At 65.7% G+C, this 14,502-nt stretch carries 15 protein-coding genes; all 15 read left to right on the forward strand.

Features of this window, described 5'->3' with window-relative positions; genetic code table 11:
- Window positions 1-15 precede the first annotated feature (15 nt).
- A complete protein-coding gene (locus AC1DR6_RS19455; RefSeq protein WP_476830910.1) occupies window positions 16-981 on the forward strand; it encodes a substrate-binding domain-containing protein in 966 nt (321 codons plus the stop codon).
- A 144-nt stretch (window positions 982-1,125) separates the two neighbouring features.
- The gene (locus AC1DR6_RS19460; RefSeq protein WP_476830911.1) at window positions 1,126-2,292 is read left to right on the forward strand and encodes a Gfo/Idh/MocA family protein; all 1,167 of its coding nucleotides are present in this window, start codon (window positions 1,126-1,128) and stop codon (window positions 2,290-2,292) included.
- Window positions 2,293-2,453: 161 nt separating this feature from the next.
- On the forward strand, window positions 2,454-3,194 hold the full coding sequence (locus AC1DR6_RS19465; protein WP_476830912.1) for a phosphoadenylyl-sulfate reductase: 741 nt from the start codon (window positions 2,454-2,456) through the stop codon (window positions 3,192-3,194).
- Window positions 3,191-4,093, forward strand: a complete 903-nt coding sequence (gene cysD / locus AC1DR6_RS19470) for a sulfate adenylyltransferase subunit CysD (protein WP_476830913.1) — start codon at window positions 3,191-3,193, stop codon at window positions 4,091-4,093. The genes AC1DR6_RS19465 and cysD overlap by 4 nt, the downstream gene beginning before the upstream one ends.
- Window positions 4,093-5,727, forward strand: a complete 1,635-nt coding sequence (locus tag AC1DR6_RS19475; RefSeq protein WP_476830914.1) for a sulfate adenylyltransferase subunit 1 — start codon at window positions 4,093-4,095, stop codon at window positions 5,725-5,727. The genes cysD and AC1DR6_RS19475 overlap by 1 nt, the downstream gene beginning before the upstream one ends.
- Window positions 5,728-5,887: 160 nt before the next feature.
- Window positions 5,888-6,925, forward strand: coding sequence for a sulfate ABC transporter substrate-binding protein (locus AC1DR6_RS19480; RefSeq protein WP_476830915.1), 1,038 nt, complete (start codon window positions 5,888-5,890; stop codon window positions 6,923-6,925).
- A gap of 7 nt (window positions 6,926-6,932) precedes the next feature.
- The gene (gene cysT / locus AC1DR6_RS19485) at window positions 6,933-7,787 is read left to right on the forward strand and encodes a sulfate ABC transporter permease subunit CysT (protein WP_476830916.1); all 855 of its coding nucleotides are present in this window, start codon (window positions 6,933-6,935) and stop codon (window positions 7,785-7,787) included.
- Entirely contained in the window at window positions 7,780-8,679 is a 900-nt protein-coding gene (gene cysW / locus AC1DR6_RS19490) for a sulfate ABC transporter permease subunit CysW (protein ID WP_476830917.1), read from the forward strand. Before cysT ends, cysW begins: the two co-directional genes overlap by 8 nt.
- A 16-nt stretch (window positions 8,680-8,695) precedes the next feature.
- Window positions 8,696-9,742 carry a sulfate/molybdate ABC transporter ATP-binding protein gene (locus AC1DR6_RS19495; protein ID WP_476830918.1) on the forward strand — a complete coding sequence of 349 codons (1,047 nt, stop codon included), beginning with the start codon at window positions 8,696-8,698 and terminating at the stop codon, window positions 9,740-9,742.
- Window positions 9,743-10,084: 342 nt separating this feature from the next.
- Window positions 10,085-10,432 (forward strand): DUF2849 domain-containing protein, encoded by a 348-nt coding sequence (locus AC1DR6_RS19500; protein ID WP_476830919.1) that lies wholly within the window; start codon window positions 10,085-10,087, stop codon window positions 10,430-10,432.
- Between the two features lie 4 nt (window positions 10,433-10,436).
- Window positions 10,437-12,104 (forward strand): nitrite/sulfite reductase, encoded by a 1,668-nt coding sequence (locus AC1DR6_RS19505; protein WP_476830920.1) that lies wholly within the window; start codon window positions 10,437-10,439, stop codon window positions 12,102-12,104.
- Window positions 12,094-12,600, forward strand: a complete 507-nt coding sequence (locus AC1DR6_RS19510; protein ID WP_476830921.1) for a DUF934 domain-containing protein — start codon at window positions 12,094-12,096, stop codon at window positions 12,598-12,600. The genes AC1DR6_RS19505 and AC1DR6_RS19510 overlap by 11 nt, the downstream gene beginning before the upstream one ends.
- A gap of 44 nt (window positions 12,601-12,644) precedes the next feature.
- Complete coding sequence (locus tag AC1DR6_RS19515) at window positions 12,645-13,571, forward strand: precorrin-2 dehydrogenase/sirohydrochlorin ferrochelatase family protein (RefSeq protein WP_476830922.1); 927 nt, start codon at window positions 12,645-12,647, stop codon at window positions 13,569-13,571.
- Window positions 13,558-13,764, forward strand: a complete 207-nt coding sequence (locus AC1DR6_RS19520; RefSeq protein ID WP_476830923.1) for a hypothetical protein — start codon at window positions 13,558-13,560, stop codon at window positions 13,762-13,764. Before AC1DR6_RS19515 ends, AC1DR6_RS19520 begins: the two co-directional genes overlap by 14 nt.
- A 91-nt stretch (window positions 13,765-13,855) precedes the next feature.
- Window positions 13,856-14,502 (forward strand): ferredoxin--NADP reductase (locus AC1DR6_RS19525; protein WP_476830924.1); only part of this gene is annotated, 647 nt, incomplete at its 3' end.

Here is a 14,502-nt window from a genome sequence, read left to right on the forward strand (position 1 = left end):
TAGGGAGAGAAGACCATGTTCACGCAGACCCGACGTACCATCCTGCTTGCCGCCACCGCCGCCGGCGTCGCCTTCGCGGCCGGCAGCGCGGCGGCCGAACCCGTCAATCTCGGCGTCTCGATTCCCGCCGCGACACACAGCTTCATGGGCGGCATCAACTACTGGGCGAACCGCGCCAAGAAGGATCTCGAAGCCCAGCACAAGGACCTCAAGATCACCATCCGCACGGCTGCCAACGCCACCGAGCAGGCGAACCAGCTCCAGGACATGAGCACCGTCAGCAAGATCAACGCGCTCGTCGTCTTCCCCTTCGAATCCGCCGCGCTCACCCGTCCGGTCGCGGATGTGAAGGCCAAGGGAGCCTATGTGACGGTGGTCGATCGCGGCCTGACCGACACCACGGCGCAGGACGCTTATGTCGCCGGCGACAACACCGCCTTCGGCAAGATCCCGGCCGAGTACATCGTCAAGACGCTGAACGGCAAAGGCAATGTCGTCGCGCTGCGCGGCATCCCGACCACGCTCGACAATGAGCGCATGGATTCCTTCGCCGCCGTGCTTAAGGCCCATCCGGAGATGAAACTGCTCGACGCCAAATACGCCAACTGGAACCGCGACGACGCCTACAAGGTCACGCAGGATTTCCTTACCCGCTTCAAGGAGATCGACGCGATCTGGGCCGCCGATGACGACATGGCCTTCGGCGCGATCCGCGCCATCGACCAGGCCGGCCGCAAGGACATCAAGGTGATCTTCGGCGGCGCTGGCGCCAAGGACATGGTCAAGACCATCGTCGACGGCAAGGACCCGCGCATCCAGGCCAATGTCAGCTATTCGCCGAAATTCATCTACGACGCGATCAAGCTCACCGCCGAAGCCCGGCTCAAGGGCGAGAAGCTGCCGGCGACCACGATCATCCCCTCGGTGCTGATCGACAAGGCGAACGCCAAGGACTTCTACTACGCCGACTCGCCGTTCTGAGGCGTATTCCCAGCAGCCGCTCGTCATTGCGAGCGAAGCGAAGCAATCCAGCATCGTAGCGCGCTACGTTTCCTGGATTGCTTCGTCGGCTCACGCCTCCTCGCAATGACGGCTGTCGACATCTTCTCCGAAACGGACCAGCCGATGACCGACGAAGTTCCGCGCAAACTGCGATACGCCATGGTCGGCGGCGGCCAGGGCGCCTTCATCGGCGCCGTGCATCGCCACGCCATTGCGCTCGACGGGCTGGCGGAACTCGCGGCCGGTGCGTTTTCGGCCACCCCTGAAAAGGCGATCGCATCCGGTCGCGCGCTTGGCCTCGCCGACGAGCATAACCATGGCAGCTGGCAGGCCTTGCTCGAAGCGGAGCTGAGGCGAGCGCCCGGCGAACGCGTCGATGCAGTCGTCATCGTGACGCCGACCGACAGCCATTTCCCGATCGCGCAAGCCTTCGCGGCCGCTGGTTTCAACGTCGTCTGCGACAAGCCGCTGGTCCATACCGGCGCGCAGGCCGAGGACCTTGAGGCCACGGTCGCAGCCAGCGGCAGCATCTTCGGCGTCACCTACAATTACACCGGCTATCCGATGGTGCGGCAGGCCCGCGAGATGATGCGCTCGGGCGTACTCGGCAGCATCCGCAAGGTCGTCGTCGAGTACAATCAGGGTTGGCTCGCAACGGCTCTGGAGGCGACCGGCAACAAGCAGGCCGGCTGGCGGACAGACCCCGCCCGCAGCGGCATCGCAGGTGCGCTCGGCGATATCGGCTCGCATGCGGAAAACCTCGTCTCGACCGTGACCGGCCTTAGCGTCGAGGAGCTGGTGGCCGATCTCGGCCGGATGGTGCCGGGCCGCGCGCTCGACGACGACGCCAGCATCCTGCTCCGCTTCCAGGGTGGCGCGCGCGGCGTTTTGATCGCCTCGCAGATCAACGCCGGCAAGGAGAACGACCTGCGTTTGCGCGTCTCGGGCGAGCGCGGCACGCTGGAATGGCGGCAGGAAGAGCCCAACAGCCTCCTGCATTACCGAAACGACGGCCCGGCTGAAATCCTGACACGCGGCTCGCCCTGGCTCGGCGAAGCGGCGCGGCGCGCCGTCAGGCTACCGGCGGGCCATCCCGAGGCATTCATAGAAGCCTTCGCCAACGTCTATCGCGGTGTCTTCGCCGACATCCGCGCGAAACGCGACGGCCACGCCGCGGACCCGCTCGATGCCGACTATCCAAGGCTGGCAGACGGCGCGCGGGGCATCCGCTTCATCGAATGCGCCGTCGCGTCCGCTCGCGAGCATGCCTGGAAGCGGTTCGCCGGCTGAAGCTTCCCAGCAACGCACAGCGCGACGCAGAGAAAAAAACGTTTGCGCGCAACCGCAGCCGAGAAGGACTTGCTTCCTCTCCTGCCAACAAGAGCAAGAACAGAGCCGGCTTGTTCTGTAATGTCAGAGTGAATGGGTTCACCTGACGCAGAAGCAATTTTATGCCTGAATTTGAGACGAAGGCTGCTGCGGTCGATCGCGCACAGTCGATGCAGCACATCTTGTCCCGCGTCATCGAGCATCATGCCGTGTTCACAACGAGCTTCGGGCTCGAAGATCAGGTTCTGACCCAGCTTCTGCACGATGCCGGCCTGAGCCAGGCCGTCCGCTTCGCCACGCTGGATACCGGCCGGCTCTTTCCTGAAACCTACGAGCTCTGGCAGAAAACCGAGGAACGCTACGGCATCGTCGTTCACGGTTTTGCGCCGCGAGGTCCGGCGGTGGAGGATTTCGTCTCCCGCCACGGCGTCAACGGCTTCCGCAACGCGATCGAACTGCGCAAGACCTGCTGCGGCTTTCGCAAGCTGGAACCACTGGAACGCGCGCTAACAGGCGCCGATCTCTGGATCACAGGCCTGAGGGCCGACCAGTCGCAAGCGCGCGGGGGCATCCGGCTGACGGAGCCCGACGAGCAGCGCGGCCTGACCAAGTTCAACCCGCTGCATGACTGGAGCCGCGAGGAGCTGGTCGCCTTCGCCGCCGCTCGCGATGTTCCGATCTCGGCGTTGCATGCGCGCGGCTTTCTCTCGATCGGCTGCGCACCCTGCACGCGGGCGATCGCGCCCGGCGAGCCCGAGCGCGCCGGGCGTTGGTGGTGGGAAGACGAGGCCGCGAAGGAGTGTGGCCTGCATGTCGGCCCGGACGGGCGCCTGACGCGGCAGAAGGCAGGAGTTCCGGCATGATCGAGATGGGCCATCTGCAACGCCTCGAAGCCGAGGCGATCTTCATCTTTCGCGAGGTCGTCGCCACTTGCGAGAAGCCAGTGCTGCTCTATTCGATCGGCAAGGATTCGGCGGTGCTGTTGCATCTGGCGATGAAGGCCTTCGCGCCGGGCCGCCTACCCTTCCCGCTGCTGCATGTCGATACGACCTGGAAGTTCCGCGACATGATCGCCTTCCGCGACGAGACCGCGCGGCGGCTGAACCTCGACCTCATCGTCCACATCAACCAGGACGGGGTTCGCGCTGGAATCAACCCGATCGATTCCGGCTCGCGCATTCACACCGACGTGATGAAGACGCAAGGCCTCAAGCAGGCGCTGGACAAGCACGGCTTCGACGCGGCCTTCGGCGGCGCGAGGCGTGACGAAGAGAAGAGCCGCGCCAAGGAGCGCATCTTCTCACTGCGTTCGGCCGGCCATCGCTGGGATCCGAAGAACCAGCGGCCGGAACCCTGGCGTCTGTTCAACACGCTGAAGCGGCAGGGCGAGAGCTTCCGCGTGTTTCCGCTCTCCAACTGGACCGAGCAGGATGTCTGGGACTACGTCGCGCTGGAGAACATCCCGGTCGTACCGCTCTATTTCGCCGCGCCGCGCCCGGTCGTGCGCCGGGGCGGCACCTGGATCATGCGCGACGACGAGCGCCTGCCTCTCCTGCCCGACGAGGTCGTCGAGACCCGCTCGGTCAGGTTCAGGACGCTCGGCTGCTACCCGTTGACGGGTGCGGTCGAGAGCGAGGCGGCAACGCTGCCCGACATTATCGCCGAAATGCGTGCCTCCAGCACCTCCGAGCGGCAAGGCCGGATCATCGACCATGACGGCGCCGGCTCGATGGAGCAAAAGAAGCAGGAAGGATATTTCTGATGGGCGCCCCGGCCCGCAAGCTCGCCCAACCGGCACCGTCCACGAATGAAGGCGCCGCGAACGACCACCAGCAAGGTCGTAAGCCGGCTCTGCGCTTCTTCACCTGCGGCTCCGTCGATGACGGCAAATCCACGCTGATCGGCCGGCTTCTCTATGAAGCTGGCGCAGTGCTCGACGACCAGATGGACACGCTGGCAACCGATTCCCGCCGTTTCGGCACGCAAGGCCCGGAACTCGATTTCGCGCTGCTGGTCGACGGCCTCTCGGCCGAGCGCGAGCAGGGCATAACCATCGACGTCGCGTATCGCTATTTCGCGACGCCGCGCCGTGCCTTCGTCGTCGCCGATACGCCTGGCCATGAGCAGTATACGCGCAACATGGCGACAGGCGCCTCGACCGCCGATCTCGCCGTCATTCTGGTCGATGCGCGCCTCGGACTGCTGCCGCAGACCCGCCGGCACTCGACCATCGTCTCGTTGGTCGGGGTGAAGACCGTCGTGCTCGCCGTCAACAAGATGGATCTCGTCGGCTATGACGAGGCTGTATTCAAGGCGATCACCGACGACTACGCGGCCATCGCGCAGACGCTGGACCTCTCGCAGGTGACGGCGATCCCGATCTCGGCACGAGATGGCGACAATATCCTCGGCACCTCCGCGAACATGCCCTGGTATCGCGGCCCGGCACTCCTGCCCTATTTGGAAGAGGTGGACGCCGGCCGGCGGCAGGCTGATGGCGGCGCCATTCTGCCCATTCAATGGGTCAATCGCCCCAGCGCCGATTTCCGGGGCTATGTCGGGACATTGGCGCGCGGGACGATCGCGGTGGGGGATCAGGTCGCGGCGTTGCCTTCCGGGCGTGTCAGCACGGTCACGCGGATCATCGGGCCCGGTGGCGACATCGCGCGCGCCGGCAGCGGCCAGCCCGTAACGGTGACGCTGGCCGACGCCATCGACATCTCGCGCGGCGATACGCTCGTTGCCGACAAGAATCGGCCGCTGCTGCGCGCCAGTTTGCGCGCCAAGTTGCTGTGGACCGCCGAGACGCCGCTTGCGGCCGAGAACCGCTACCTCCTCAAGCTGGCCTCGACCACGGCGGAGGCTGCGATCGGGGAACTGCACCACGCCGTCGACATCCAGACGTTGAAGCCGGTCGCGACCACGGGTCTTGGTCCCAACGACATCGGCGTCGTCACGCTCCTGCTGGACCGGCCGGTTCCGGCGCTGCCCTTCGCGCGCAGTCCCGAACTGGGCGGGTTCATCCTGATCGACCGGGTCACGCATGAGACGGTGGCGTTCGGTTTCGTCAGCGAGAGCGATGTCCCAGACCGGCTGAAAACGGCCGCGCCCGGCTGGCGTTCGCATCTTCAGCGCTGGATCGGCCCGTCGGATTCGCTTGCGCGCGCGCTGCGCTTCGGCCAGATTTCGGCGCATGTCGCGAGCAGCCTCGCGCTGGCTGTCGCGCTGTATGGGCTGACGGCCTCACTGCTACTGGCGGTCGGGATCGGCTTGAGCGACCTCGTATTGCGTCCGGTCGTGATCTTGCTGTCCAAACTCGGGATGGCCGGGCTGTGGCGGCGCCTGCGGGCCCGGACGATCGCCACGAGCGAGAATACTCAGGGCGCCGGCATCTAGCCGCTGTTAGAAAAGAGGCGAAGGCGGAGGCGAAATCCTTCTCCGGCCGGCCCGAACTTTGGAAAGGGCTGCTGGTTGCAGGGGCTATGCACCTCGCGCGTCTTCGCCTAGTTTCGTTCTACATAAAGAACATATCGTTCTTTAAAAAATCGGAGCGATCATGACAAAGCGCCCCTTCCACCGCCTGCTTCAGATGGGTCTCTGCTTCGCAGCCTTCGCGTTGTGCTTCGGCGTCGTCGCCTCGGTCCGGGCGCAGGAGCTGCTCAACGTCTCCTACGACCCGACCCGAGAGCTTTATCGCGCCATCAACACGGCCTTCATCGCCGAGTGGAACGCCGCCCATCCGGACAAGAAGATCACCACCATCCGCCAGTCCCATGGCGGCTCCGGCGCGCAGGCCCGCACCGTCATCGATGGGCTTAACGCCGATGTCGTGACGCTGGCGCTGGCGGGCGATATCGACGCCATCGCCCAGCGCTCGAAGAAGCTGCCGCTGGACTGGCAGAAGCGACTGCCGGACAATGCCTCGCCCTACACCTCGACGATCGTCTTCCTCGTCCGCAAGGGCAACCCCAAGGTGATCAAGGACTGGGGCGATCTGGTGAAGCCGGACGTCCAGATCATCACGCCCAACCCCAAGACCTCGGGCGGAGCGCGCTGGAACTACCTCGCCGCCTGGGCCTTTGCGCAGAAGGCTTACGGCAACGACGAAGCCAAGACCCGCGACTATATCGGCAAGCTGCTCGCCAACGTCCCGGTGCTCGACACCGGCGCGCGCGGCGCCACCACAACCTTCACCCAGCGGGGCATCGGCGACGTGCTTCTGGCCTGGGAGAACGAGGCTTTCCTCGCGCTCGATGAATTCGGCGCCGACAAGTTCGAGATTGTGGTGCCGAGCCTCTCGATCCTGGCCGAGCCGCCGGTCGCGCTTATCGATGCCAATGTCGATGCCAAGAAGACCCGCGAGCAGGCGCAAGCCTATCTCGAGTTCCTCTACACGCCGAAGGGGCAGGCGATCATCGCCAAGAACCATTATCGTCCGCGCAAGCCGGAAGCTGCAGACCCGAAGGACCTCGCTCTGTTCCCGAAGCTCGACCTCGTCACCATCGACGGCGCCTTCGGCGGCTGGGCCAAGGCTCAGCCGGAGCATTTCGGCGATGGCGGTACCTTCGACCAGCTCTACAAGCCGGCCCGCTGAGGTTCGTATGAGCACTGCGACCGCCCCCGTCCGAGGATGGCGCCAGCCGAGCGTGCTGCCGGGCTTCGGCCTCGCGCTCGGCGTCACGCTGACGGCGCTGTCGCTGATCGTGCTGATCCCGCTCGCCGCGCTGTTCCTCAAGGCGCTGTCGGCGGGGCCGGCCGACATCTGGGCCGTCGCGACCTCGCCGCGCACTCTGGCGGCGCTGCGACTGTCATTCCTCGGCGCGCTGCTGGCAGCGGTCGTCAACAGCGTCTTCGGACTGCTGCTGGCGTGGATTCTCGTGCGCTACGAGTTTCCCGGCCGGCGCCTGCTCGATGCGGCGGTGGACCTGCCCTTCGCTTTGCCGACCGCCGTCGCCGGCATCGCGCTGGCGGCGATCTATGCGCCGAACGGCTGGATCGGCGGGCTTGTCGCACCGCTCGGCCTCAAGATCGCCTATACGCCGCTCGGCGTGATGGTGGCGCTGATCTTCGTCGGCCTGCCTTTCGTCGTGCGCACCATCCAACCCGTGCTGGAGGAGACGAGCGCCGATATCGAGGAGGCCGCGGCCCTGCTCGGCGCCAGTCGCTGGCGCACGATTACCCGCGTTGTGCTGCCGCCCTTGGTTCCAGCGCTGTTGACCGGCTTCGTCCTCGCCTTCGCTCGGGCGGTCGGCGAATACGGCTCGGTGATCTTCATCGCCGGAAACGTACCGATGGTGTCCGAGATCGCGCCGCTGCTGATCGTGATCCGACTCGAACAGTTCGACTATGCCGGCGCAGCCGTCGTCGGCATGATGACGCTGCTGCTGGCCTTCGCCCTGATCCTGATCGCCAACCTGATCCAGGCGGCGGCGAGACGGCGTTTCGGCCATGTCTGACCTCAGCGCCTTGCCTTCCGTTCCGCGCGACGCTGCCCTGCCGGCCCCGTCAAGAACCTCGATCCGTGGGGAGAGCCTGCCGGTCAGGATCGCGCTGATCGGGCTGGCACTGGTCTTCCTTGCCTTCTTTCTCTTCCTGCCGCTGCTCTCCGTCTTCATCGAGGCCGGTGCGCGCGGCTGGCAGGCATACAGGGACGCGATCACCGAACCGGACGCGGTCGCCGCCATTCAGTTGACGCTGCTGGTCGCCGCGATCGCCGTGCCGCTCAACGTCGTCATCGGCCTCGCCGCGGCATGGGCGGTGGCGAAGTTCGAGTTTCGCGGCAAGAGCCTCCTCATCAGTCTGATCGACCTGCCGTTTTCAGTCTCCCCGGTGATCGCCGGCCTCGTTTTCGTTCTGCTGTTCGGCGCGCAGGGCTATCTCGGCCCCTGGCTGCAGGCCCACGACATCAAGATCATTTTCGCCCTGCCGGGACTGGTGCTGGCGACGATCTTCGTCACCTTCCCCTTCGTCGCGCGCGAGCTGATCCCGCATATGCAGGCGCTGGGCTCCAGCGACGAGGAGGCGGCGCTGACGCTCGGCGCCTCGGGCTGGCGCACCTTCCTCACCGTGACGCTGCCGAACGTGAAGTGGAGCCTGCTCTACGGCGTCCTGCTCTGCAACGCCCGCGCGATGGGCGAGTTCGGCGCTGTCGCGGTCGTCTCGGGCAAGATACGCGGCCTGACCAACACGATGCCGCTGCATGTCGAGATTCTCTACAACGAGTACATGTCGGCGGCCGCCTTCGCCGTGGCCTCGCTGCTGGCGGGCCTGGCCCTCGTCACCCTCGTCATCAAGACCCTGCTCGAATGGCGCTATGGCGACGAAATCGCCGCCAGCCGCCGCCACTAACTCAGGAGATATCGCGATGACCGTCGCCGTCGGCATCGAATCCATCGAGAAGAGTTTCGAGGCGTTCCAGGCGCTGCGCGGCGTCTCACTCGACGTTCAGGCGGGCGAGCTGGTCGCGCTGCTGGGCCCGTCCGGTTCGGGCAAGACGACGCTGCTGCGCGTCGTTGCCGGGCTCGAAGGCGCCGATGCGGGACGCGTGCTGTTCGGCGATGTCGATACCCGCCGTCTCTCCCTGCGCGAGCGTCGGATCGGCTTCGTCTTCCAGCATTACGCCCTCTTCCGGACGATGACGGTGGCTGACAACATCGCCTTCGGCCTACGCTCCCGCCCGCGCCGCGAGCGGCCTGGCGAGGCCGAGATCGCCCGCCGCGTCGGTGAACTGCTCGAGCTTGTGCAGTTGCCGGGGCTGGCGAAGCGCTATCCGAGCCAGCTCTCCGGCGGCCAGCGCCAGCGCGTGGCGCTCGCCCGCGCGCTGGCCATCGAGCCGCAAGTGCTGCTGCTGGACGAGCCCTTCGGCGCGCTTGACGCCAAGATCCGCAAGGATCTGCGCGGTTGGCTCCGGGAGTTGCACGGCCGGACCGGCCACACCACGATCTTCGTCACCCACGACCAGGAAGAGGCGCTGGAACTGTCCGACCGCGTCGCGATCCTGCATGAAGGCCGCCTTCAACAGGTCGGCACGCCGGACGATATCTACGACCATCCGGCCAACCCCTTCGTCTGCGAATTCCTCGGCGAGGCCAACCGCCTGCCGGTGCGCGTGGTCGGCGGGCAGGCTTTCCTCGCCGATCGGCCGGTCTATGGCGGGCTTACGCAGAACCAGGCGGGCGCCGCCTCGCTCTATGTCCGCCCGCATCATCTCAAGATCGTCGACGACGCGCCCCTCGCTATCCCCGGCGTAATCGAGCATCTGCGCCGCAACGGGCCGCTGCGACGCGCCGAGGTTGCGGTCGAGGGGTTGTCGAAGCGGCTCGACCTAGACCTGACCAGCCCGGTCGCGCCCGCGATCGGCGAGCGGGTGAAGCTACGCATCACGCATGGCATGCTGTTCGCTGCGGCTTAGCGGAAATCTATCCACCTGCAAGACGTCATTGCGAGCCCGGCGAAGCAATCTAGGAGGACCGGGTCAAAAGCTGGATTGCTTCATAGCTTCGCTCCTCGCAATGACGGCACCCGCCGAGCCGGCCTTGTTCGATAAGAACGATCTCCTTGCCGGTACCCATACCGGTACAGGGAGATAAATATTGTATTCTCGGTGTGATTTTCAGAAATTCCGCCTATCCGATGTGAATTGAACCTTTCCCCTCTGTGAACTAGACTTTTGGTTCATTTCGGAGGGCGTCATGACGTTTCCTGCAGACAGCCATCGTGATGCCGGCACCAGCTCCAGCCGGGGCATAATCTGATGTCGGCCGCACCGAAACGACCCCCTTTGCCGGCCATTCTGCTCGCCAACGACCTGCTCGACGGGGATGTCGTCTTCGCCGCGACTGGTGGCGGCGATCTGGTCTGGACGCGCGATCCCTCCTCGGCACGTGTCGCGGCCGATGATGGTGATGCGCTCCGGCTAGAGGCGTTTGCCGCCGCGCAACTGTCGGAAAACCGCGTGGTGGACGCCTATCTCGTCGATGTGGCGATTGAGGACGGCCGCCCCGTCCCACGCCATTTCCGCGAAAAGTTCAAGACGCTGGGACCGAGCAATCGGCTCGATCTCGGCAAGCAGGCCGGCGAAGGCCTCGGCAGGACGCCCTGACATCATGTATCGCTATGACGAGTTCGATGAGCGCTTCGTGCGCGGGCGCAACGCCCAGTTCCGCGATCAGGTCGCGAGACGGCTGTCCGGCGCGCTGACCGAGGACGAGTTCAAGCCGCTGCGGCTGAAGAACGGCGTCTATCTCCAGTTGCACGCCTATATGCTGCGGATCGCCGTGCCCTACGGCACGCTGAACGCCCGCCAGATGCGGCAGCTCGCGCTGATCGGCGAGCGCTACGATCGCGGCTACGGCCATTTCACCACGCGCACCAATCTCCAGTTCAACTGGCCGAAGCTGCGTGACATTCCCGACATTCTCGACCTGCTGGCCGAAGTCGAGATGCATTGCATCCAGACCTCGGGCAACTGCATCCGCAACGTCACAGCCGACCATTTCGCAGGCGTGGCGCAAGACGAGCTGGAAGATCCGCGCCCGACCGCCGAGCTGATCCGGCAATGGTCGACGGCCCATCCCGAATTCAGTTACCTGCCGCGCAAGTTCAAGATCGCGGTGACGGGCGCCACCCATGACCGCGCGGTCATCAAGTCGCACGACATCGGCATCCGCATCCTGCGCCATCCCGACACCGGCGAGATCGGCTACGAGATCAGCGTCGGCGGCGGTCTCGGCCGCACGCCGATGATCGGCAAGGTGGTGCGCGACTTCCTGCCGAAGGCGCTGCTGCTGCCCTATCTCGAGGCGGTGATGCGGGTCTATAATCTCGAAGGCCGCCGCGACAACAAGTACAAGGCCCGCGTCAAGATCCTCGTCCACGAGATCGGCGAGGAGGCCTTCCGGGCTCTGGTCGAGGCCGAGTTCGCGCGGCTCGACGTGACCCGGATCGCGGCCGATGCCGAGGAGGTTGCGCGGATTTCAGCCTATTTCGCGCCGCCGGATTATGCGGAACTCTCTGCTCACAGCGATGCGTTCGAGGCGGCGAAAGCCGCAGAGCCTGCCTTCGCGCGCTGGGCCAAGATCAACCTCACGCCGCACCGCATCCCCGGCCATGCCGCGGTGACGATCTCGCTGAAGCCGATCGGCGGCGCGCCGGGCGACGCGACCTCCGACCAGATGCGGGTCGTCGCCGATCTGGCGGAGCGCTATTCCTTCGACGAATTGCGCGTAAGCCATGCGCAAAACCTGATCCTGCCGAATGTCCGGCTCGACGACCTCTTCGATGTCTGGCTGGCTCTGCAAAGCGCTGGATTGGCGACGGCCAACCTCGATCTCGTCACGGATATCATCGCCTGCCCCGGCCTGGATTATTGCGCCTTGGCCACCGCTCGTTCGATACCGATCGCGCAGGCGATCTCGCAGCGTTTCGCCGATCAGGCGCGGCAGGAGCTGATCGGCACGCTCAACATCAAGATATCCGGCTGCATCAATGCCTGCGGCCATCATCATGTCGGCCATATCGGCATTCTCGGGCTGGAAAAGCGCGGTATCGAATCCTACCAGATCACGCTCGGCGGCGACGCCGGCAACGATACGACCCTTGGCGACATTCTGGGTCCCGGCCTGTCGGCCGAAGCCGTGCCGGATGCGATCGAGCGGATCGTCGAGGTCTACCTGGCGCAGCGCAGCGCCAACGAGAATTTCATAGCCACCGTCCGGCGCGTCGGCACGGCGCCTTTCAAGCAGGCCTTCAAGGAATTCGCCGATGCTGCTTGATCGCACCGGAGAAGTGCCGGACCTGTGGACGCGAACCGAGGGTGCCGCGCCGGGTACGCTCGCCCGCCCGCTCGTGCCGTTGGAAGAGCTGCACGCGGCGCTCGACCTGATTGGAAAGAGCCAGCCGGTCGGTGTCGCCGTGCCCAACACCCTGTCCGTCGAGACGCTGGCGCCGCATCTGCCATGGCTCGCCCTCATTGCCGTCGCCTTCCCCTCCTTCGGAGACGGACGCGGCTTCAGCATCGCGACCCGCCTGCGGAAAGCCGGCTTCACCGGTCGCCTGCGGGCGGTCGGCCCGCTGATCCCGGACCAGTTCGCCTATGCGTTGGCCTGTGGCTTCGACGAGGTCGAGCTTCCAACCGCGAGCGCCGAACGGCAGGACGAAGAGCAATGGCGTCGGGCCGCTCTTTGGAAGGGCGACGCCTATCAGCGCGGCTATAATCGCGAGAGCAGCATCCTCGACCGTCGCCGCCTCGCGCGGAGCACCGCGCCATGAGGCGCCGGCTGTTCACCCGACGCTGATCGACGGGCGCCATAACCATGGACCGGCTCGCCAAGCTCCCGATCTTCCTCGACCTCGACGGCAAGCGCGCCATCGTCGCCGGCGGCGGCGTGGGTGCGATCTGGAAGGTCGAATTGCTGGCTGCGGCCGGCGCCCATGTCGACGTCTATGCCGAACATCCCGCGCCGGAGCTGCGGCAGCTGGCGCTGGCCCAGCGAGAGCGGATTGCTCTTCATGAGCAGTCTTGGACGGATGCCGATTTCACCGGCGTCGTCGTCGCCCTGCTCGAACCGGAGCATGGCGAGGAGGAGTTCACCGCCTTCCGCAGCAAGGCGAAAGCAGCCGGCGCGTTGGTCAACGTCATCGACACGCCCGAGGCCTGCGACTTCCAGTTCGGCACGATCGTCAACCGCTCGCCGACGATCATCGGCATCTCGACGGACGGCGCCGCCCCGATCCTGGCACAGGCCCTGCGCCGCCGCATCGAGGCGATCCTGCCGGCTGGCCTTGCCGCCTGGACGGCGACGGCGAAGGCCTTCCGCGAGGAGCTGGCGGAGCGCTTGCCCGAAAAGCCGGCGCGCCGCCGCTTCTGGGAGCGTTTCGTGGACCTGCTGTTCGTGCCGGGACCGCAAGAGGCCGGGTCGGCCGAAACCTTGCGCGCCATCGCTCAAGCCGTTGCCGAGGACGGTTCCAGCGCGAGCTCCGGTCCGGATGTGACGGTACTGCGTGTCGATCCGCAGGATCCCGAGCGCCTGACGCTGCGCGATATCCGGTTGATGCAAGGCGCCGATCTGATCATCCATGATGCCGATATCGCGCCCGCAATCCTCGATCTCGGCCGGCGCGAGGCGCGCCTGCTGCCCGCACCGGCCGACGAGGCCGCATTCCTGGCCGGGCTCGACCCGCAGGCTCCGGTCGCCATCGTCCGACTCGTGACCAAGAGCGTGGCCGATGGCCAGCCCTGAAAGCTCACCCGTCATCGAAGGCCGCCCGCCGATGCCGCGCCGCCAGACAGAGCCGGAGGACTACGAGATGGAAATCGATCGGTATGAGCAAGCCGCCGCGCAGGCTCCCGGCAGCCGGAAGGCCGAATTCGCCTGCTGGCTCGCCATCCTCGCGCTGGTGGCGCTGAAGGTTGTGCTTAGCCTGCACGGCTGAATGACCACGGTGATGAGATCGGGCGGCGGCATCGCCGCATTCGGTAAAGTGGCGCGGCAGAGCCGATACAGCAGGGTTTGAGCACGTAACGATGAGCAATTTCTACGAGGAGCGGGTTTTGAGCGTCCATCATTGGACGGAGAGCCTGTTCAGCTTCACGACGACGCGGGACGCAACGTTCCGCTTCAAGAACGGCCAGTTCACGATGATCGGGCTGAAAATCGGCGAGAAGCCGCTGCTGAGGGCCTATAGCGTCGCCAGCACCAATTACGACGAGGAGCTGGAGTTCTTCTCGATCAAGGTTCAGGACGGCCCGCTGACCTCGCGGCTGCAGAACCTAGAGGTCGGCGACCCCATCATCGTCGGCAAGAAGGCGGTCGGCACGCTCGTGCTGGACAATCTGAAGGACGGCCGGCGGCTGTTCCTGCTCGGCACCGGCACCGGGCTGGCGCCGTTCCTCTCGCTGATCCGCGATCTCGAGACCTATGAGCGCTACGATCAGGTCGTGCTGGTGCATGGCTGCCGGCAGGTGGCGGAACTGGCCTATGGCGAGCGCATCCAGCGCGAGCTGCCGCAGGACGAATTCCTCGGCGAGATGATTGCCCGGCAGCTGACCTATTACCCGACGGTGACGCGCGAGCCCTTCCGCAATCGCGGCCGCATCACCGATCTCATCACCTCGGGCCAGCTCTTCACTGATATCGGCCAACAGGGCTTCGACCCCGCGCAAGACCGCTT

Source organism: Allobosea sp. P5_A5 (assembly GCF_056400625.1).

What these genes read in the sequence shown, in the direction of transcription:
- AC1DR6_RS19515 (WP_476830922.1), top strand. Translation starts at nt 12,645, where the DNA reads ATGGACCGGCTCGCCAAGCTCCCGATCTTCCTCGACCTCGACGGCAAG.
- cysT (WP_476830916.1), top strand. Translation starts at nt 6,933, where the DNA reads ATGAGCACTGCGACCGCCCCCGTCCGAGGATGGCGCCAGCCGAGCGTG.
- AC1DR6_RS19500 (WP_476830919.1), top strand. Translation starts at nt 10,085, where the DNA reads ATGTCGGCCGCACCGAAACGACCCCCTTTGCCGGCCATTCTGCTCGCC.
- AC1DR6_RS19460 (WP_476830911.1), top strand. Translation starts at nt 1,126, where the DNA reads ATGACCGACGAAGTTCCGCGCAAACTGCGATACGCCATGGTCGGCGGC.
- AC1DR6_RS19475 (WP_476830914.1), top strand. Translation starts at nt 4,093, where the DNA reads ATGGGCGCCCCGGCCCGCAAGCTCGCCCAACCGGCACCGTCCACGAAT.
- AC1DR6_RS19505 (WP_476830920.1), top strand. Translation starts at nt 10,437, where the DNA reads ATGTATCGCTATGACGAGTTCGATGAGCGCTTCGTGCGCGGGCGCAAC.
- AC1DR6_RS19520 (WP_476830923.1), top strand. Translation starts at nt 13,558, where the DNA reads ATGGCCAGCCCTGAAAGCTCACCCGTCATCGAAGGCCGCCCGCCGATG.
- cysD (WP_476830913.1), top strand. Translation starts at nt 3,191, where the DNA reads ATGATCGAGATGGGCCATCTGCAACGCCTCGAAGCCGAGGCGATCTTC.
- AC1DR6_RS19455 (WP_476830910.1), top strand. Translation starts at nt 16, where the DNA reads ATGTTCACGCAGACCCGACGTACCATCCTGCTTGCCGCCACCGCCGCC.
- AC1DR6_RS19465 (WP_476830912.1), top strand. Translation starts at nt 2,454, where the DNA reads ATGCCTGAATTTGAGACGAAGGCTGCTGCGGTCGATCGCGCACAGTCG.
- AC1DR6_RS19480 (WP_476830915.1), top strand. Translation starts at nt 5,888, where the DNA reads ATGACAAAGCGCCCCTTCCACCGCCTGCTTCAGATGGGTCTCTGCTTC.
- cysW (WP_476830917.1), top strand. Translation starts at nt 7,780, where the DNA reads ATGTCTGACCTCAGCGCCTTGCCTTCCGTTCCGCGCGACGCTGCCCTG.
- AC1DR6_RS19495 (WP_476830918.1), top strand. Translation starts at nt 8,696, where the DNA reads ATGACCGTCGCCGTCGGCATCGAATCCATCGAGAAGAGTTTCGAGGCG.
- AC1DR6_RS19510 (WP_476830921.1), top strand. Translation starts at nt 12,094, where the DNA reads ATGCTGCTTGATCGCACCGGAGAAGTGCCGGACCTGTGGACGCGAACC.